Consider the following 18,734-nt stretch of genomic DNA (forward strand, 5'->3'; position numbering starts at 1 on the left):
GTGGGCCAGATGTTGTATGCCGGTAGACAAGGGGGAAGAGCAGCTTGAGCAATCAGTCGACAATCAGTGAATATATAAGGAAATTGTATCCGGATAAACAGGCAGTGAAAGTCCTGGAATTCAATGCTGAAACCAGCGGCCTGAAAAAACAGCTGGCAGCTTCGGGTTATGAAAATTATTTGGGGATCTGTACAGGCGAGCCGATGGGCAGCCGGGATCCTGATCTGTATTACGCGAATGAAAAGACGTTGACCTATAAAAACAATGCAGAAATATTAATCATCAACCGGGCTGATTTTATGGATCTGAAAAATGCGTTTCATTCTTCTGCGGATGTGATCTTGTTTATTCCGTCCAAAATCATTGACCGTGCCAGCTTCCTGCCGCTCTGGGCATATAAGCTGGCGAGAAAGAAAAAATGGTCTTTTCATTTTGAAGCGTTTGCCGGCGGTGCAGGTGAAACCCGGACCGGTATCGTCTTCAAGCGCAATCACCGGAAAGAAAAGGCAGCTCGGCAATACCTATCTCCTGAATTGGGGCTGGAAAACTTTTTTGACCTTTTGAATGAGCGGAAACTGGATTACGTCATTTTGCGCTGGTTTAATGAATTGCCTTTTTTGGATCTGGATGAAGACGTGGACTTGTTGGTTTCAGACACCCATATCGAAAAAGTCAGGGACTTGTTAAATGAAAAAGTCGGTATTTTGCCGTTTGATATTTATAGCGCAGGCGGGTTGCCGGGAAGCAACTTCCATAATATCGCCTATTATCCGCCTTACATCGCGGAAACGATTCTGGATCAAAAAGAATTGTGGAACAGCAAGTATTCTATTCCGTCTAAACGCCATTATTTTCTCAGCCTCATGTACCATGCGGTTTACCACAAAGGCGAGAAATCAGGGATTCCAGCCAAAGCCGGAGGTGTCGTCAAAAAGATTCCACAGGATCATGACTATCCGGGAGTTCTGCAAGAGCTTGCTGCACAGACCGGTGTCGTGCTGGAAGAAATCAGCCTGGAATATTTCCATCATTTTCTTGAAGAAGAAGGGTGGGCGCCGTCGACTGACACGATCCGGAAACTGATCGGCGTCAGTGGCATCTGGCTCGAGTCGACCATCAAATCGAGTGAGCATAATTTTGAAAAAGACGGGGAACTGATGGTATTTGTTGTGCGGGAATGGGCGGAAGAGCGGCAGTTGACCCATAAGATCATCGATTGGTTTGAACGCAACGGCCTGTGCTTGATTCGGGCGGTCAAATTGGATGAAGAACAGAAAAGAAATGCCTCCCAAAGCATGCGCGGCGGTAATTGGGGGCAAGGTCCATGGCCAGTGAGCGGCGGCAAGCCGTCGACTTTGCTGGTCATGTATGATTACCACCCGAAACCGTTAAGTGCAAAGATGAAGAAAAAATACCCGCATGTCTCGAACGAACATTATTTGTTGAAAGAGCAGTTGCGTTCGGAAATCAATTTTTCCTTATCCAAAGATGAGCGGGCCAATCCGCTTCACAGCGCTGACGATGAAATTGAAGCTTTGGATTATATTACTGCAGTCGCACCGGATCTCATTGGTGATATTAAAGCGATTGTCACTGAATGGGACAACGCTTACCGGACGCCGGAAAAAGTGATAGCGGACGTGTCTGAAAAAAAGCGGCGCGCCAAAGTGGAAGTCATTGAGTACCAAGGAGGAAAAGCGGTAAAGAAAACCTATAAAGCGGGCAAAGAACGGTTTTTGGAACGTGAAAAGTTTGTTTACGGCGAATTGAGCAAGGAATGTGATTTTATTCCGAAGCTGATCGACAGCGGCGAGAACTACATCATCGTCCCTTACTTGAAAACCCATAAAGTGACGGAAAGCTGGCACATCAAAAAGCAGATTCTGAAGCGGAAGCATAAACAGGAGATTTTCAAGATCAATGAATTCTTCTACAACAAAGGGTATGCGCTGATCGATTTCCATCCGGGGAATATCCTTTTGACATCTGAGGGATTGAAGGTCATCGACTTCGAATTCCTTTATCAATATGAAAAGAAGCCTTTGGATGTCCGTGAATCGTTCGACTTGAATGGGTTTCCGGAAGATTTTCCGGAAGATAAGCCATACGGGATATTTCCAAAGCAACGCCGCAATATGTGGAAAAAGATATTATATTAAACGCGATTAGAGGAATGGCCTATGGCGTCTTTAAAAAACCAAGCGGTGAGCAGCGTCAAGCTCACTTCAATATCGATGCTCGCAACGAGTGTCCTGCAGATCGGCCAGTTGCTGATTTTGGGGAGGGTGCTGGGGCCAGCTGTCTTTGGGCTGATCGCCATGGTGCAGATCGTCATCCAGTTTTCGCAATTGTTCCTGGAGATGGGCATCACGGATGCCATTATCCAAAAAGAAAAAATTTCTAAGCTCGAACTGTCCAGCCTCTACTGGTTTTCCATTTTCGTGGGGCTGGTGCTGTTTCTCGTTTTATTGATAGCCGCGCCTGTTATTGCCCTGTTGTTTGATGAGCCTAGCCTGACACCGATGATTCAAGTAGTCGGCATCAGCTTTTTGATCTTGCCGTTCGGCCTGCAGTTCCAGACGCTTGCTACAAAAAAACTGGAGTTCACCCAAATCACCAAAAACGAAATCCTGGCGACGACAATCGGTGTGCTGCTGACCATTTATTTGGCAGCCTTCACAACTCTTGGTGCGTGGTCACTGGTGTACGGACATATTGCCATGTCGCTGGTCAGAAGTGTCCCGTGGGTGGTCGGCGGTTACCGAAATCCGGAAACCAGGCCGCAGTTCGTATTTTCGTGGAATGCCATCAAAGGTTTCGTGTCATTTGGCATGTACCGGCTCGGTTCAACGAGCATCAATTATTTCACTACAAAAATCGATCAGGTGATCATCGGCATCACATTGGGGTCAGTGGCGCTGGGCTATTACAGCATGGCTATGAACCTGATCATGCAGCCTGTCCAGAAATTGAATTCCATGATCAACCGGGTAGCGTTTCCGGTATTTTCAAAAATTCAGCTGGACAGCGCCAAATTGCGCAGAGCTTATCTGTTGATCACCAATATGCTGACTACTTTTAATGCCCCTATTCTGGCGGGAGTGATTGTCTTGGCTCCTTATGCTGTCCCGCTTTTGCTTGGAGGAGACTGGCAACAAAGCATTTTGATCATTCAAATCCTTTGCCTCTATGCTTTGTTCAAAGCATTGGGAAATCCAAGCGGCAGCTTATTTATCGCTGTTGGGAAAGTAAGGTGGAGTTTTTACTGGCAGCTGGCTCAATTGGGGATTATACCCGCTGTCGTTTTCCTGTCCAGTTTATCCGACAACATCTTCGTGGTCGCATTGTCCGTTGGTTTGCTGAGGCTGGTGCTGTTCTACGTCAGTTATTTTGTGCGAATCCGCCACATTATCGGTGATAGCTTAGGTGAGTTGACGATGTCGATCGTCAAACCGATGGCCCACTCGGTTATTATGCTGGCTCCTTTATACGCCATCAACACCCAGTTAACAGGAGTCGGACCAATCGGCATCATTGTTATAGACGCTTTGATCGGTATGCTGGTGTATGGTTTGTTGCTAATTTTCAATCAACGCGAATTGGTGGTGGAAGTAAAAAGTTTTTTTCAAAAACGGTCGGTGGTTAAACAGGCATAAGCGATTGATGGAGTAGATGGGTTTCATTAAAGAGAGACATCACTTAAAAAATGTAATTATTTGTAATTTTAACATATGTAGAATATTAATTATCAAATAATCAAAATAATCTGTAATATTTAGACTATTGTATGGTAGAATGGAAAAATAAAATCAATCAATAAGTATATAGTCTTGGGTATATTGATGTTATTTGATTTTATCTTAGTCCTTGGCTATATATGAGCATGAAAAAGACACCAGCATCCATAAATTATCTATGGCATTCGCTGAGAAAAAGGTGGGGTAATTATGAATTTGGATTCAAAGATTTACGTGGCGGGGCATAGAGGCTTAGTGGGATCGGCGATTACAAGAAATTTGCAGGAAAATGGTTACACCAATCTTGTGTTCCGGACCAGTGGGCAACTGGATTTGACGAAGCGTGATCAGGTGGATGCATTCTTCGAAGAGGAACAGCCGGAATATGTATTTTTGGCAGCTGCGAAAGTGGGAGGGATTGTGGCGAACAATGATTTTCCAGCAGACTTTATCCGGGATAATTTGATGATTCAAACCAACGTCATTGATGCATCCCATCAGAACCATATCAAAAAGCTGCTGTTCCTTGGCAGCACGTGCATCTATCCGAAGTTGGCGGCTCAGCCGATGAGGGAAGATTCGCTGCTGACTGGCGAACTTGAGCCGACAAATGAAGCTTATGCCATTGCGAAAATTGCGGGGATTAAAATGTGTCAGGCCTATAACCGGCAGCATGGGACAAATTTCATTTCCATCATGCCGACCAATCTATACGGACCAAATGATAACTTTGATTTGAACAGCTCCCATGTTTTGCCGGCACTGATCCGGAAATTCCATGAAGCTAAATTGAACAATACGCCGACTGTTGAAGTGTGGGGGACCGGGACACCGAAACGTGAATTCCTCTATTCGGATGACTTGGCGGATGCTGCGATTTATTTGATGAATACGTACAATGGCAGTGATTTGGTCAATGTTGGGATGGGCAAAGACATTTCCATCAAAGAGCTCGCGGAGAAAATCGGAAAAACAGTCGGTTACTCCGGGGCAATCGTCTTTAATGCTTCCAAACCGGATGGCGCTCCACGAAAGCTGGTCGATGTCAATCGCCTGAAGGACCTTGGCTGGACAGCGAGAATCTCGTTGGATGAAGGCTTGGAGATGGCCTATACATGGTTCTTGGAAAATATAGAAAAAAATACAATGATGACGAATTGAGGGGGAAAATCATGAAGAAGGCATTGATTACTGGAGTTAACGGGCAGGATGGATCGTTTCTATCGGATTTCTTATTGGAGAAGGGTTATGAGGTTCATGGCATTATTCGCCGCAGTTCAAGCTTCAACACCAGCCGCATCGAACACTTGTATATTGAAGAATTGAAGTCGAGTGAGAATTTTTATATCCATTATGGGGATATGACCGATACCTCGAATATCATCCGGTTGATCAGTGAAATCAAACCAGACGAAATCTACAACTTGGCAGCGATGTCCCATGTCAAAGTGTCGTTCGAAACGCCGGAATATACAGCAGACGTTGATGGTATCGGCACGTTGCGCATCCTGGAAGCGGTCCGTATCCTAGGCTTGGAGAAAAAGACGCGCATCTACCAGGCTTCGACTTCTGAACTATACGGCAAAGTGCAGGAGGTCCCACAAAGGGAAACCACGCCGTTTTACCCACGTTCACCTTATGGCGTAGCGAAGCTATACGGTTATTGGATTACAAAAAATTACCGGGAGTCATATGATATGTTCGCCGTGAATGGCATCCTCTTCAACCATGAATCGGAACGCCGAGGCGAAACGTTCGTGACGCGCAAAATCACGATGGCGGCTGCCCGCATCGCCCATGGCAAACAGGACAAACTATTATTGGGCAACCTCGATGCCAAACGCGACTGGGGCTATGCCAAGGATTACGTAGAATGCATGTGGCTGATTCTTCAGCATGAAACACCGGAAGATTTCGTGATTGCCACCGGGGAAATGCATACTGTCCGTGAATTTGCGACGCTGGCTTTTAAACATGCAGGAATTGAAGTCCAATGGCAAGGTGAAGGAATTGACGAAAAAGGCATTAATGTGAAAACGGGTGAAGTGGTGGTTGAAGTAAATCCTGACTACTTCCGTTTAGCAGAGGTCGAGTTGCTGTTGGGGGATCCTTCAAAAGCGAAAAAACTGCTTGGATGGAACCCGACTTCCACATCGTTTGAAGAACTCGTGGAAATCATGGTGACACACGATTGCAATTTGTTGAAAGAAGAAAAAAGTGCCATCACTGAGTACTAATCTAAGCGGGTTCCTTATCGGGTGGGGGGAAATCTAATGGTGACCTTAAATGATAAAGTCAGTGTGATTATTCCGACGTATAATCGTTCGGAGTTGCTGAAAAAAGCAATAGAAAGCCTGGAAAACCAAAGTCATCAGAACTTCGAAATCATCATCATCGATGATTGCTCGACAGATGATACGGCTGAAGTCGTGAGGGGGATGGATGATGAGCGCATCATCTATCTCAGACACGACACTAACAAAGGTGGATCGGAAGCCAGAAACACTGGAATCAAACAAGCCACGGGGAGTTTTATCGGCTTTTTGGATTCGGATGATCAATGGCTGCCGGATAAATTGGAAAGGCAGCTCAAACAATTTGAAGGCCAGCCCGATGTTGGAGTGGTTTATACGGGAGTACAGGTTGTCGACGAACACAACCAGCCTACCCGTAAAATCGTTCCGGCATACAAAGGGGGAATTTTGCCGAAACTGTTTGAATCCAATTGCATTGATACCACATCGTCGGTTTTGGTGAAGAGTGAAGTGTTGGATCAGGTGCAGGGCTTTGATGCCAGTTTGCCGAGTTGCCAGGATTGGGATTTATACATAAGACTGGCGCAGGTGACAAAATTCGATTTTGTCAAAGAAAGCCTGGTGCTATTCTATCACCACAGTGGCGAGCGGATCACCACCAATAAAAAGTCGGTGCTGACTGGGCATATGAGTATTTTTGAAAAGTATAAAGGATTGGCGAAAAAACAGCCCAAATCGACTTTTCATCGTTTTACGTTAACCATTTGGAAAGTGATTTTCAGGACCGCCATCATCAGCGGAAACAAAGAAACCGTTCGGCTGTCACGCAACGTATTGGCAGAAGGGTTTAAAGATGATCGCATTTCGTTGAAGTTCCTGTTCTACTATCTGTCGACTTTTTTGAATATGAAGGTCTTATCTTATCTTTATACGCAATCCAAAAAAAACAACAGGAAATCCCACCTATTATCCGCGACTACTCCGTCCTGAGGATTGAAGTAGCCGGAAAGGTATGCGGTTGGCAATCAGGAAAAGGACATCACGAATAAAGGACTGAGACGATGGAAAAACAACTTGAGGCCGATGATCGATTTGAAAAAGTCCTGTATATCATCGTCAATTTACTAACCGGGATTTCTGTGATTTATTATCTGCTTCGTATTGGCCAGGTTTTCAATCCAGAAGATCCGTGGAATTTGTTCATTTTAATTATTTTTTCCTTTAAATTCCTTTTGGATATTTATGTCTTTAAGGTGGGATTTGCAACTTTTTCGCTGGTCCTGCTATTTTTGCCGATCATCAGCATATTGGGTTTCGGGCCAGTGGGAGAAGTGCAGCCATTATTCAATGACCGCACCCATCTCATTGAAAAGCATTTCTACACATTGGCATTCGGTGCCTTGTTTTTCTACTATATCTGGTCAATTCTGCTGTGGCTGACCAATAAAACATACCGCAGTTACGATGCGAAGATTTTGGCGTTTTATTCAGGGACGGTCCAAAGCTTATTGGCTACCTGGTTTTTCAGTGCAGTCGCCATCGTTTCTTCTATTATTTATTTGCCGGATCTGCCGGGGAAGGCCTATCATGAGCTGTCGCCCAGCCTGCTTCCCGGAAATGCCTGGAATTCTGTGGTCGTCATCTCGTATTTCTTCGTGTTGATGGGTGTCAAAGGCAGTGCGATCCGGAAGTTCGCCATTCTGTTTGTGCCGTTTTGGCTGCTGGCGCATTATGCCAGAGTTGATATCTTGGGCTTGTTGCTGATCCTGTATCTGCTTCTGACAGCTACCAAAAAAGCGGATGTCATCCGGTCGAAGTTCTCTTTTAAAAAAGCGGCATTGATTGTCGGCGGTTTGCTGGTCTTCTCTTATTTGGGGCTGGTTCGGCATACTGGGTTGATTTTTGACGTGGAAGCCATTACGGAATCGCTCTTCATGCTCATCAACTATCCCACTGTACAAGACCTTGTCTATTCGACAGCCGCTGCAATGGAAGTGACACATACCTATGGCAACTATAATACGCTCATCGACTATATTCCGCAGTTGATTCCTTCGTTCTTCGGAATCGAGGCGCAAAGTCCACAGGCGGCCCACTTGGTGGCATCGCTGATCCATACCAATTATGGATTGTTTGTCTACGGGGAATACTATTTGAATTTTGAGGTTATCGGATTGATCGTGGCACCTTTTGCGACTTATGCTGTTCTGTTTGTGCCGGCGGTCTTGCTGAAGAAATTTTTCGGCAATATGGGGATGGCTCTGGGGTATTACTGGATTGTGCTGACGATTGCCCGAGTGTTCTGGTACGGCTATATCTATTATATCAAGCCGTTGATCATCATCATGCCGATTTTCATCATCCTGTATCTGGTCATTGCATCTTTTGAGAAAGATTTGGTGGACAAGCCTGCATTGAAATCCACTGATCCACATGCATAGGTAATTTCCTGCTTGTCCATGAAATTCTTTGGCAGGCAGATGTCATTCAATGAGAGGTGAGTCAGTATGGCTAGAGTAAAAAAAGGGAATTTAATCTTTGTAGGCCCGCTTCCTCCTCCCATTTTGGGAGAGAGTATCGCTTTGCAGTCTTTGTACAAATCCGAAAAACTTCACCAGCGGTATAAAGTGAAGAAAATCAACTTGAGCCGGAAGGATTTTGAACATCCGGGGGCTCTTTCTTTTGATAAATTGTTGACCGATTCCTTGGCGATTCTTTACTCCGGTTTTTTATCGGCCGTGATGAAAAATCCGATTTTGTACATTTCCATTTCCCAGACGAAAATGGGCTTGCTGCGGGATTGCGTCATGATCCAAGCATGCAAATTATTGGGGCGCGGGAAAGTGGTGACGCATCTGCATGGCAATAATTTAGGCGGCACGATTGATGCGACTTCTGGGATCGCCCAAAAGTTCATCATCAATTCATTGAAGAAAATTGATGTTGGCATTGTATTGGGTGGTAAGTTGGCCCCCAATTACCGTGGCTACGTCGGCCGTGTGGAAGTCGTATCCAACGGCATTCCAGAAGATTTCATCCTTAAAGATGAAGTGGGGCAACGTAAAAAAACAGGACCTATTTCGTTATTGTATTTAAGCAACCTGATGTTTGAAAAAGGTTATGTGGAATTGGTCAAAGCGACAACTGCCTTAGTTAAAGAAGGGCATAATCTGCGGCTGGACCTGGTTGGGGGCATCCAAAATGAAACCGAATTCCAGGAAGTGAAACGGTATATTCAAAACAATGATATGGAAGCACATATCCAATACCATGGGCTTAAACAAGGTGAAGAGAAAAAACGTTTTTTCCTGGAATCGGACCTGATGGCGTTGCCGACCAAGTACAAAGTGGAAGGGCAGCCGATGTCCATCATTGAAGGGATGGCGGCAGGGTTGCCGATCATTTCATCAGACCGAGGAATTATCGCCGAACTCATTAAAGATTGCGGCGTCATTATCGAGCCGACTGTCGAAGGCGTCAAATCCGCTATTAAGAATTTGGTGACGGATGATGCAGAACGCCTTCGCCTTGGAAAAGTGAGCAGGGATACATTTGAAGCGTTCTACACGGAAGATAAATACACCGATTCGTTAATCGCTATTTTTGATGAACTTTAAAGGAAGACTGCGCGTATTGCGGCATGTTCTTCGGGAAAGGAAGGCTCAGAATGCTACGTAAAAAAAAGATCACCTTTGTCATCAATTATTTCTATCCGGATCTCGCAGCGACCAGCCAATTAATGACAGAGTTGACGGGACGCCTCCAGAACAATTTTGATATTACGGTCATTGCCGCGCAGCCGGGATATGCCGGAGAAAACCATGATAGCAACCGCCTATTCGAGGTGGATTATCTGGAGAGCATCAAAGTGGTCCGGATCAAACTGCCTGAGGTCGATAAGAATTCCAAAGTCAGTCGGATGAAATACATTTCGTCCTATTTTTTATTGGCGAATATCGCTTTGCTGAAGGAAAAAGGGACGGATGTCATTTTCACGATTTCGCAGCCGCCGGTATTGGGCGGTTTGATCGGTACCATCGGCAAGTTCCTGAAGCGTTCGCGCCATATTTACAGCGTCCATGATTTTAATCCGGAACAGGCGGCAGCAGTTGCTTATACGAATAACCAGACCGTCTTTAAAATCGCCAAAGCTGTCGATAAATTGAATTGCAGCTACGCGGACCAAGTGCTGCTGGTGGGTGAAGATATGGCTGAAACCTTGAAAGGGCGCTTTGTCGGCCAAAAGGTGCCGCCTCATACCGTCATCAGCAATTGGACCGATGAAGAAGCCGTAGTGCCGCTGGACAAAAACGAACCAGCTATCCGTGGGTTTTTGGAGACCCATGGGCTGCAGGATAAATTCATCGTTATGTATTCCGGAAATCTTGGCCTATACTATGACTTGGAGAATTTAATCCGAGTTGCCAAAGAATTTACGGACCAGCCTGATATTGTCTTTTTGTTTATCGGTGAAGGTGCTGTAAAACAGCGGATACAGGATTACGCGGCTGAAAACCAACTTGAAAACGTCAAGTTCCTGCCGTATCAGCCTAAAGAATTTCTTAAGTATTCGTTGAATGCGGCAGACGTCCATCTGGTGGTCAATCAAAAAGGCATCAAAGGGGTTTCTGTGCCAAGCAAAATCTACGGGGTCATGGCTGCTGGGAAACCGGTGCTGGGCGTTCTGGAACAAGGCAGTGAAGTGCAGCGCCTGATTTTTGAAAGTGGCGCAGGAGTGGTCATTGAACCGCAGGATTATCGAGGAGTCGTCCATGCAATCCAATATTTGCGAAGCCTGGATCCGAATGAATTGAAGGCGATGGGACTCAAAGGACGCGTTTATCTTGAAGAGAATTTGACGCGGGATACATCCATCAATAAGTATCGGGCTGTCTTCCAGGAAGTCGCTGGTACTCCGCAACTGGAGGCGGCTTATCAAGCCGATCCTTATAATGAAGTGATCAATAAAAAGTGAATATACTTTTTCGAACCGTCTCTCTAAAACAGGAGAGGCGGTTTTTTGTGTGCAAATATTAAGAAATGAAAAATTTGACAGTCGATTAGCTTCAATTTAAAAATTTAAATGTTTATAATTTCTAAAAAAACAGAAAAATTAAATAACTATTAACCTATTGTTTTCAAAGGTTCCGGATTATAAAATAGGTAAATATATCTGACATTTCTAATTAATTAGAAAATTATATTGAATTATTAGGTATTTATATATATAATACGGGTATACCTTTTTCAATTGATGTGAAAATATGATTACTTGATTTTTATCACAGGTATATATTACCTATAAGTTTTTTTAGTCAATTATATTTTCTGAAAAGCGTGATTAATATGAACCATCCACAACTTAGAGTTGCAGATGGAGAAGGAGGACGTAATATGCGATTAGTAATGTTGTCAGGGGGATCGGGAAAACGCCTATGGCCGCTTTCCAATGATGCGCGTTCAAAACAGTTCCTCAAGGTTTTAAGTGATGAGGAGGGCAATAAGGTTTCAATGGTGCAGCGTGTCTGGAAGCAAATAGAAGAAACGGGCATGGCTGAAAACTCCATTATTGCCACCAGCAGTTCGCAGGTGGATATGATAAAAGCTCAATTAGGCCAGGATGTACATGTGGTGACTGAGCCCGAGAGAAGAGACACTTTCCCTGCAATCGCCTTGGCGGCAGTTTATCTTTATTCTGTCCAGAAATGCGGATTGGATGAAGTGGTTGGGATGCTCCCGGTCGATCCATATGTTGAAAACCGCTTTTTCAATCGGGTTCAAGATCTGGAAGAAGTCCTGCTTTCATCCGGTGCCGATTTGGCATTGATGGGCGTAAAGCCGACTTATCCTTCTGCGAAGTATGGCTATATTATTCCAGACAGCCAGTCGCACGATTCCTATTTGACGGTTGATTACTTTAAAGAAAAACCGACGGAACAGCAGGCGGAAGAATTGATTGAAAAGAATGCCTTATGGAATTGTGGGGTATTCGCTTTTAAATTGGGGTATATTATCGGCTTGCTGAAAGAAAGAGGAATGCCGATTGAGTATTCCCAGTTGCTCAGAAACTATCACCGTTTGCCTAAAAACAGTTTTGACTATGAAGTGGTCGAGCGTGCAGAACATATCATCTCCTTGCCTTACGACGGGTATTGGAAGGATTTAGGGACATGGAATACGCTGACGGAAGAAATGGCGGTCCAGGTAACGGGGAAAGGAATCATTGGCAAAGGAGTGGAAAACTCACACATTGTCAATGAATTGGATATTCCGATTACGTTACTGGGGTTGGATAACGTGGTGGTTGCTGCGAGTCCGGATGGCATTTTGGTCACGGACAAAGACGCCAGCACCAAGGTGAAGGAATACGTTGAAGGCTTCAACAACCGTCCGATGTATGAGGAACGCCGTTGGGGTTGGTACCGTGTATTGGAGTACACGCGCTACGCAGAAGGCAACGAAGTGCTGATCAAACGCCTGGGCATAAACGCCGGCAAAAACCTCAGTTACCAGATGCATTATAAACGCAGCGAAGTATGGACGATCGTTAAAGGGGAAGGGATTTTTGTATTCAATGATCAATTGAGCCACGTCAGAACAGGAGATGTCATCCATATTCCGTTAGGCGCTAAACATACTTTAAAAGCGACGACCAATATGGAAATCATCGAAGTACAGACAGGCAGTGAGCTGATCGAAGAAGACATCTACCGCACATCCAATGAGTGGGAAGAAATAGAAGCAATCTGCAAAGTACGCCAAACCGCCCGCCACGGATAATGGGTGGGCAGCGCATATGATTTGCTTGTCATTTCCATAGTGGGAGGGAAGATTATGTACAAGGAGCCCGTTTTCTTAAAACCGGTTTTTCAGGAACGCATTTGGGGTGGAGAGAAGCTTCAAAAACTATTCGATTATGATATTCCTTCAGAAACGACTGGAGAAGCGTGGGTCATCTCTGCCCATGAAAATGGACCGTCGATTGTCATGAACGGTGAATTAAAAGGGATGAGCCTGCTGGAGGTTTGGCGGAACTATCCTGGTTTATTCGGCTCAGAAACAACTGGCAGTGATTTTCCGTTATTGGTGAAAATTTTGGATGCCAATGACCAGTTGTCTGTGCAGGTGCATCCGGGTGATGCATACGCCAAAGAGAAAGCGCAAATGCCCTATGGCAAGACAGAATGCTGGTATATTCTGGATTGTGAAGAAGGTGCTGAGATTATTATCGGCCATCAAGCCAAGTCCCGTGAAGAGTTTCAGGAATTGGTCAGCAAAGGTGAATGGCAAAAGCTGTTTCAGCGCATTAAAGTAAAAAAAGGCGATTTTGTCTATGTTCCGAGTGGCACCTTGCATTCCATCGGAAAAGGCATTGTGATTCTTGAAACTCAGCAAAGTTCTGATATTACTTACCGTCTGTACGATTACGACCGTGTCGATCAGGAAGGCAAAAAGCGGGAGCTTCATTTAGAGGAAGCAATGGCGGTCATGACCTGTCCGCATCAGCAGGTCATGCAGGAGAATCTGAAGGAACAGCTGAACAACCTGCAATCAACCCGTTTGGTTGAAGGGGAATACTTCACTGTCTACCATTGGATGCTGGGCGGAAAAGTTGAAGTCCCGGTAACCACCGCGTTCCTGTTGGTCAGTGTCATCAGTGGTTCAGGCCAGATTGTGACAGAAGAAAGCGTCTCGACAGTGAAAAAGGGCGACAACTTCATCGTGCCTGCGACCATCGGAAATTATTTCATCGACGGTGAGCTCGAAATGATTGTATCCCATACTTAAAAATGCCTTAAATTATCAGAATATTAAAATATATGAAACAGGATAATTTAAGTTATTATGAAGGTAAAAAGTAGGTATTTAAAACTATTTATTCTGTTAAAATTAAAAATTCTTAATAATTGAACTATATTTCGGGGACTATCGATGTTACAATGGGACAATATTTGAGGGTTTTGTGTACAAAAAACTTATTCTGTCCCATTCGTAAAGATAGGAATCGATGATTCGGAAACTATCAAAGGCGGGTGGAGTTTATGGCAAAGAAAGTGACAAAGGCAATTATTCCAGCAGCGGGGCTTGGGACTCGATTTCTTCCAGTGACAAAGGCAATGCCCAAAGAAATGTTGCCGATCGTAGACAAACCGACAATCCAGTACATTGTCGAAGAAGCAATTGCTTCCGGGATAGAAGACATCATTATCGTAACGGGGAAAGGCAAGCGCGCCATTGAAGATCATTTCGATAAAAATTTCGAGCTGGAAGACAATTTGTTCAGAAAAGGAAAATTTGATCTTCTTGAAAAAGTTCAGCATACCTCGAATGTGGAGATTCACTACATCCGCCAGAAAGAACCGAAGGGCTTAGGGCATGCAGTCTGGAGTGCACGTAAATTTATCGGCAATGAACCGTTTGCGGTATTGCTGGGAGATGACATTGTTAAAGCGGATAAACCATGTCTCAAACAATTGATCGACCAATACGACAAAATGCAGTCTTCCATTATCGGTGTCCAGCAAGTCCCTGATCAGGAAACACACCGTTACGGCATCATTGATCCGAGTGCGGTCGATGGACGCTGCTATGAGGTCAGCAATTACGTAGAAAAACCAAAGCCAGGAACAGCTCCTTCCAACCTGGCGATAATGGGACGCTATATTCTGGTTCCTGAAATTTTCGATTTCCTGGGCACCCAGCAAGCTGGTGCAGGAGGAGAAATTCAATTGACGGACGCCATCCAAAAACTCAATGAACTGAAAAAAGTTTACGCATATGATTTTGAAGGAAAACGCTACGACGTAGGCGAGATGCTAGGGTTCCTGCGGACAACCATCGAATTCGCTTTGGATAGCCCAGAATTCGGAAAAGACGTGGAAAGCATCATTAAAGAATTGATGGCTGAGAAATCAGCTTCACCATTATTTTAAGTTGGGGGCGTCCGTATGAAGATTTCGGTAATAGGAACTGGGTATGTCGGATTGGTAACAGGTGTGAGCCTGTCTGAAATCGGCCATCATGTAACCTGTATTGATGTCAACCAGGACAAGGTTGCTAAGATGCAACAGGGGATTTCGCCTATCTATGAACCCGGTCTCAGTGAAATGATGACAAAAAACATCAATGAAAACCGTTTAAGCTTTACAACAGACCACCGGCAAGGCCTTAAGCATTCGGATGTGATCTACATCGCGGTGGGTACACCCGAAAATCAGGACGGATCTGCTGATATGTCCTATGTGATCCAGGCTGCACATGATATCGCTGAAAATATTCAACAAAATGTAATTGTGGTGACAAAAAGCACCGTTCCGGTAGGCACCAATGACATGATCAAGCAGACCATCCAATCGCATATGGCAGCGAACCTGCAGATGGAAGTGGTTTCGAATCCTGAATTTCTGAAAGAAGGGTCGGCGATCCATGACTCGTTCCATGGAGACCGTATTGTGATCGGAGCGGAAAACGAGTATGCAAGCAATGTCATTGAACAGATCAATCAGCCTTTTGGCGTCCCTATCTTCAAGACGGATATCAAAAGTGCAGAAATGATCAAGTATGCCTCGAATGCATTTCTGGCGACCAAAATCAGTTTCATCAATGAAATCTCCAATATTTGCGAATTATTGGGAGCCAACATAGAAAATGTATCAACGGGCATGGGGCTGGATCAGCGAATCGGCAGCCAATTCCTGAAAGCGGGAATCGGCTACGGAGGATCTTGTTTTCCAAAAGACACAAAAGCTTTGATCCAAATTGCGGGGAATGTCGAGTATGAATTCGAGCTGTTGAAAGGTGTAGTCAATGTCAACAAAAAACAGCAGGGGATTCTGATCGGGAAGTTAAATGACTGCCTGCCGATCCTTACAGGCAAAAGAATAGCGGTGCTGGGACTGGCATTCAAACCAAATACTGACGACATGCGGGAATCAGCATCCATTCGGGTCACTGAAGAATTGATCGAACAAGGTGCGCAAGTAATTGCTTATGATCCGATTGCCATGGGAAATGCAAAGTCCATCCTGAACCCACTTGTTGAATATGCTGATTCAATTGAAGAAGCGATTGCCGATAGTGAAGCTGCACTGATATTGACCGATTGGGATGAAATCAAAAATATCGAGCTGGCCCTGTTCAAAACCATGAAAAAGCCACTCGTTATTGATGGAAGAAATTGTTTCTCATTGGAAGCTGTGGAGAGCAATGGAATCGAATATCATTCAATCGGCAGACCTGTTGCTACAAAGGTGATTGAAGCAGCGCCCATCTGATTGATAAGGTGAATTTAAGATGAAAGTGGTGATTCAAATGTCAGTGTCCGCTCCTGAAAAAGAAGAAATGGATATGAATACTAGATACAGTGACATGGTGTTTGAAAGCGTCAAAACAAATACCAGCAATGGCTATTTATATACAAAACGCTTTCTGGATATCGCTGGTTCGCTGATGGGGCTGATTATCTTGATTCCCCTATTCCTGATCGTGAGCTTGATGATTAAAATAGAGGACCCTAAAGGCCCTGTATTCTTCAAGCAGAAACGAGTCGGAAAACATGGCAAGACCTTCAATATGTACAAATTCCGTTCGATGGTCTGCAATGCAGAAGATTTGAAAGCCTCGTTGCTCAAGCAAAATGAGGCATCAGGACCGGTATTTAAAATCAAAAGCGATCCGAGAATCACTAAAATTGGAAAGTTCATCAGAAAGACCAGCATCGATGAATTGCCGCAATTGGTTAACGTATTGAATGGAGATATGACCATCGTCGGCCCAAGACCCGCTCTCCCTGATGAAGTAGCACAATACACAAACTACGAAAAACAGCGCATCAGCGTGACACCTGGATTGACTTGTTTTTGGCAAGTGAATGGAAGAAGCAATATCAGCTTCCAGGAGTGGGTTGAGATGGATCTGGATTATATCCGAAACCGCAATACGGTGATGGACATCAAGTTGATTTTAAAGACCATTCTCGTATTGTTCGGTTCGAAAGATGCATATTGACGAAGCGAGCGATGATTGCATAAACCATGGGCTATCCGGCACATGGGCATTACATATTTTGATTGTCGTTACCCATTCACAATAAGCCGGTCCTGGGACATCAAACATTTAAATTGATGTCCCATAGCTGGGTAATCAGCGAAAAACCGATTCGCCATTTAAAAGGCCCGGTTTGGTATATAAAAAGCGACAATAGATCCCTTGTCCCCGTGATTAAGATTTCTCTTCATTGAAAGGAGGGGTGGCGAAATGATGGAAACCATCAGCCTGCGTGAAATTTACGGAATTTTGAAGAATCGAATTCGATTGATCCTGACCATCATGATTGCATTTATGGTCTTAACCGCATTAGTGTCGTATTACATGATCACCCCTATTTACCAAACATCTACACAACTCCTGATCAGCCAGCAGCAAGCTGGAGCAGCCCTGGACAATCTGAGCATCGAGACTGATCTTCAATTGATGGGTACATACAGTGAAATCATTGAAAGTCCGGTCATACTCGAACAGGTCATCAGCCAATTGGGGCTGGATATGTCTTATGAAGAGTTAGCAGAAAAAGTGACAGTGGAAATTGCGGAAAGCTCCCAGCTCCTTAATATACAGGTGCACGATGCTGATTTGGCTGCAGCAGTAGAAATAGCGAATCGGACGGCTGAAATATTTGAAGTGGAAGTTACTGAATTAATGGGTGTAGACAATGTTTTTATTTTGTCGCAGGCCGTCGTGATGGATAATCAGACACCAGTGTCTCCGAATCCGCCATTGAATATTTTATTGGCAGCAGTTGTAGGGCTTCTCGTTGGAGCAGCTGTCGCCTTTATTCTCCAATATTTGGATACAACTCTCCGAGGTGAACAAGACATTCATGATGTATTGGGCATCCCGGTTTTGGGGGCCATCTCACCGATGAATGAAGAAGAAGACATCCCGGCAAACGAGCCGATAGCTTTTAAACGCAGGGAGGCTTAACTGAATGTTGAAAAAGAAGAGCAAGCCTGAAGTAGAAAATAGAAAGCTGATTGCATTCACCAATCCTCGGTCGCGCGTATCTGAACAATTTAGAACGCTGCGGACGAATATCCATTTCACTTCACCTGATGGAGACATCCGTTCGTTGGTCATTACTTCGGCTTCCCATTCAGAAGGCAAGTCGACCACAGCTTCAAATTTAGCGATTGTCTTTGCACAGGAAGGCAAACGCGTGTTGTTTATTGATGCCGACATGAGGAAGCCGACTATGCACCACACATTCAAAATCAATAATTCCAGAGGGCTGTCGAATGTGCTGGCACGTCAAATTGCATTAAAAGTGGCAATCCAGCCAGCTGAAATTGAGAACTTGGATCTTTTGCCGTGTGGTCCGATTCCGCCGAACCCGGCAGAGTTGCTGAGCTCCCAAAATATGGACCTGCTGTTCGAACAGGCATTGGACGTCTATGATTTGTTGATTTTTGATACGCCTCCTGTCTTATCCGTCACAGACAGCGTCATCCTCGCGAATAAATGCGAAGGCACCATTCTGGTGATCAATTCAGGAAAGACCGAGAGAGACCACGCCATCAAAGCAAAAGAAGCCATTACGGCTTCCACGAAAACCCGGTTGCTTGGAGCGGTCATCAATAACGTGAAGGTCCAGAAAGATACTGCTTATGCACAGTATTATGGAGCAGACGGATAAAGAAGATTTGAAAGCAAAAAAAGTTCAATCAGAAGGCTGATTGAACTTTTT

At 44.6% G+C, this 18,734-nt stretch carries 15 protein-coding genes; all 15 read left to right on the forward strand.

The window, feature by feature from the left end:
- Positions 1–44: 44 nt before the first annotated feature.
- The 15 genes from IRE19_RS02250 (at position 45) to IRE19_RS02320 (ending at position 18,683) form a co-directional block, all read left to right on the forward strand.
- On the forward strand, positions 45–2,159 hold the full coding sequence (locus tag IRE19_RS02250; protein ID WP_203339185.1) for a protein kinase family protein: 2,115 nt from the start codon (positions 45–47) through the stop codon (positions 2,157–2,159).
- Between the two features lie 21 nt (positions 2,160–2,180).
- On the forward strand, positions 2,181–3,656 hold the full coding sequence (locus IRE19_RS02255) for an MOP flippase family protein (protein ID WP_203339186.1): 1,476 nt from the start codon (positions 2,181–2,183) through the stop codon (positions 3,654–3,656).
- 291 nt (positions 3,657–3,947) lie between these two features.
- Positions 3,948–4,898, forward strand: coding sequence for a GDP-L-fucose synthase (fcl, locus tag IRE19_RS02260; protein ID WP_203339187.1), 951 nt, complete (start codon positions 3,948–3,950; stop codon positions 4,896–4,898).
- Between the two features lie 11 nt (positions 4,899–4,909).
- A complete protein-coding gene (gene gmd / locus IRE19_RS02265) occupies positions 4,910–5,974 on the forward strand; it encodes a GDP-mannose 4,6-dehydratase (RefSeq protein ID WP_203339188.1) in 1,065 nt (354 codons plus the stop codon).
- Between the two features lie 36 nt (positions 5,975–6,010).
- Positions 6,011–6,982: a glycosyltransferase family 2 protein gene (locus tag IRE19_RS02270; protein WP_203339189.1), complete on the forward strand. Its 972-nt coding sequence runs from the start codon at positions 6,011–6,013 to the stop codon at positions 6,980–6,982.
- A 71-nt stretch (positions 6,983–7,053) separates the two neighbouring features.
- Entirely contained in the window at positions 7,054–8,433 is a 1,380-nt protein-coding gene (locus IRE19_RS02275; protein ID WP_203339190.1) for a hypothetical protein, read from the forward strand.
- Positions 8,434–8,499: 66 nt separating this feature from the next.
- The gene (locus IRE19_RS02280) at positions 8,500–9,609 is read left to right on the forward strand and encodes a glycosyltransferase family 4 protein (protein ID WP_203339191.1); all 1,110 of its coding nucleotides are present in this window, start codon (positions 8,500–8,502) and stop codon (positions 9,607–9,609) included.
- Positions 9,610–9,659: 50 nt separating this feature from the next.
- Positions 9,660–10,967, forward strand: a complete 1,308-nt coding sequence (locus IRE19_RS02285; RefSeq protein ID WP_203339192.1) for a glycosyltransferase family 4 protein — start codon at positions 9,660–9,662, stop codon at positions 10,965–10,967.
- A gap of 419 nt (positions 10,968–11,386) precedes the next feature.
- A complete protein-coding gene (locus IRE19_RS02290; protein WP_203339193.1) occupies positions 11,387–12,772 on the forward strand; it encodes a sugar phosphate nucleotidyltransferase in 1,386 nt (461 codons plus the stop codon).
- Positions 12,773–12,826: 54 nt separating this feature from the next.
- The gene (manA, locus tag IRE19_RS02295) at positions 12,827–13,780 is read left to right on the forward strand and encodes a mannose-6-phosphate isomerase, class I (RefSeq protein ID WP_203339194.1); all 954 of its coding nucleotides are present in this window, start codon (positions 12,827–12,829) and stop codon (positions 13,778–13,780) included.
- Between the two features lie 254 nt (positions 13,781–14,034).
- Positions 14,035–14,925 carry a UTP--glucose-1-phosphate uridylyltransferase GalU gene (gene galU, locus IRE19_RS02300; RefSeq protein WP_191713721.1) on the forward strand — a complete coding sequence of 297 codons (891 nt, stop codon included), beginning with the start codon at positions 14,035–14,037 and terminating at the stop codon, positions 14,923–14,925.
- A 15-nt stretch (positions 14,926–14,940) separates the two neighbouring features.
- Positions 14,941–16,266, forward strand: coding sequence for a UDP-glucose dehydrogenase family protein (locus IRE19_RS02305; protein ID WP_203339195.1), 1,326 nt, complete (start codon positions 14,941–14,943; stop codon positions 16,264–16,266).
- Between the two features lie 19 nt (positions 16,267–16,285).
- Positions 16,286–16,999: a sugar transferase gene (locus IRE19_RS02310; RefSeq protein ID WP_191713723.1), complete on the forward strand. Its 714-nt coding sequence runs from the start codon at positions 16,286–16,288 to the stop codon at positions 16,997–16,999.
- Between the two features lie 249 nt (positions 17,000–17,248).
- A complete protein-coding gene (locus tag IRE19_RS02315; RefSeq protein WP_203339196.1) occupies positions 17,249–17,974 on the forward strand; it encodes a YveK family protein in 726 nt (241 codons plus the stop codon).
- A 4-nt stretch (positions 17,975–17,978) separates the two neighbouring features.
- A complete protein-coding gene (locus tag IRE19_RS02320; RefSeq protein WP_203339197.1) occupies positions 17,979–18,683 on the forward strand; it encodes a CpsD/CapB family tyrosine-protein kinase in 705 nt (234 codons plus the stop codon).
- Positions 18,684–18,734 lie beyond the last annotated feature (51 nt).

Origin of the sequence: Planococcus beijingensis (genome assembly GCF_016820615.1) — a bacterium.
Taxonomy (GTDB): domain Bacteria; phylum Bacillota; class Bacilli; order Bacillales_A; family Planococcaceae; genus Planococcus; species Planococcus notacanthi.

Bases quoted from the DNA above. Each gene is read 5' to 3' on its own strand.
- IRE19_RS02255 (WP_203339186.1), top strand. From the start codon at position 2,181: ATGGCGTCTTTAAAAAACCAAGCGGTGAGCAGCGTCAAGCTCACTTCA.
- fcl (WP_203339187.1), top strand. From the start codon at position 3,948: ATGAATTTGGATTCAAAGATTTACGTGGCGGGGCATAGAGGCTTAGTG.
- gmd (WP_203339188.1), top strand. From the start codon at position 4,910: ATGAAGAAGGCATTGATTACTGGAGTTAACGGGCAGGATGGATCGTTT.
- IRE19_RS02270 (WP_203339189.1), top strand. From the start codon at position 6,011: ATGGTGACCTTAAATGATAAAGTCAGTGTGATTATTCCGACGTATAAT.
- IRE19_RS02275 (WP_203339190.1), top strand. From the start codon at position 7,054: ATGGAAAAACAACTTGAGGCCGATGATCGATTTGAAAAAGTCCTGTAT.
- IRE19_RS02280 (WP_203339191.1), top strand. From the start codon at position 8,500: ATGGCTAGAGTAAAAAAAGGGAATTTAATCTTTGTAGGCCCGCTTCCT.
- IRE19_RS02285 (WP_203339192.1), top strand. From the start codon at position 9,660: ATGCTACGTAAAAAAAAGATCACCTTTGTCATCAATTATTTCTATCCG.
- IRE19_RS02290 (WP_203339193.1), top strand. From the start codon at position 11,387: ATGCGATTAGTAATGTTGTCAGGGGGATCGGGAAAACGCCTATGGCCG.
- manA (WP_203339194.1), top strand. From the start codon at position 12,827: ATGTACAAGGAGCCCGTTTTCTTAAAACCGGTTTTTCAGGAACGCATT.
- galU (WP_191713721.1), top strand. From the start codon at position 14,035: ATGGCAAAGAAAGTGACAAAGGCAATTATTCCAGCAGCGGGGCTTGGG.
- IRE19_RS02305 (WP_203339195.1), top strand. From the start codon at position 14,941: ATGAAGATTTCGGTAATAGGAACTGGGTATGTCGGATTGGTAACAGGT.
- IRE19_RS02310 (WP_191713723.1), top strand. From the start codon at position 16,286: ATGAAAGTGGTGATTCAAATGTCAGTGTCCGCTCCTGAAAAAGAAGAA.
- IRE19_RS02315 (WP_203339196.1), top strand. From the start codon at position 17,249: ATGATGGAAACCATCAGCCTGCGTGAAATTTACGGAATTTTGAAGAAT.
- IRE19_RS02320 (WP_203339197.1), top strand. From the start codon at position 17,979: ATGTTGAAAAAGAAGAGCAAGCCTGAAGTAGAAAATAGAAAGCTGATT.